1 protein-coding gene and 1 pseudogene are annotated in these 439 nt (G+C 73.1%); both read right to left on the bottom strand.

Going from position 1 to position 439, the window contains the following annotated elements; genetic code table 11:
• Positions 1-214 (bottom strand): class I SAM-dependent methyltransferase (locus tag D3D02_RS19975; protein WP_147435814.1); only part of this gene is annotated, 214 nt, incomplete at its 3' end.
• A gap of 72 nt (positions 215-286) precedes the next feature.
• Positions 287-439 (bottom strand): annotated as a pseudogene (locus D3D02_RS19970) (aminotransferase class V-fold PLP-dependent enzyme); the annotation flags it as partial.

Genomic DNA, 439 nt, shown 5'->3' with positions numbered 1-439 from the left:
CGTGCATCTCGGGCTGGACGTCGACGCCGTAGACGGTCTCGACGTGCGGCGCCACGTCGTCCGTGTAGAAGCCGGTGCCGCTGCCGAGGTCGGCGACGACCGCGGCGTCGGCCTCGACCAGCGGCCCGACCAGCTCCTCCGCGGACACCCAGCGGTACCGGCCGGGGCGCTCCAGCCGGTCCGCCTGCTCGGCGTCGAACGTGTGGAATCCCATACGCGGTCTTGTCCGTCGAGTGCTAAAACGCGTCCGGTCGCGCGGTGCGGGACCGCCGGCTTCCGCCGCGGCTCACCACTCCGGTTCCAGCGCGTCGAGGAGCCGGTCGACCTCCGTCTCCGTCGAGACCGCGTGGACCGACGCCCGGATCCCGTTCGGGTGCGGGAGCGAGCGGACGACGACGTCCTCCTCGGCGAGCCGCTCGACGGTCGCCTCGGGATCGTC

The organism is Halobellus sp. Atlit-38R (assembly GCF_003665925.1).
In the GTDB taxonomy this organism is placed as follows: Archaea; Halobacteriota; Halobacteria; order Halobacteriales; family Haloferacaceae; genus Haloquadratum; species Haloquadratum inordinatus.
Note: the sequence above shows the minus strand (reverse complement) of the source record. Positions and strands in the feature narration are given on the sequence as shown.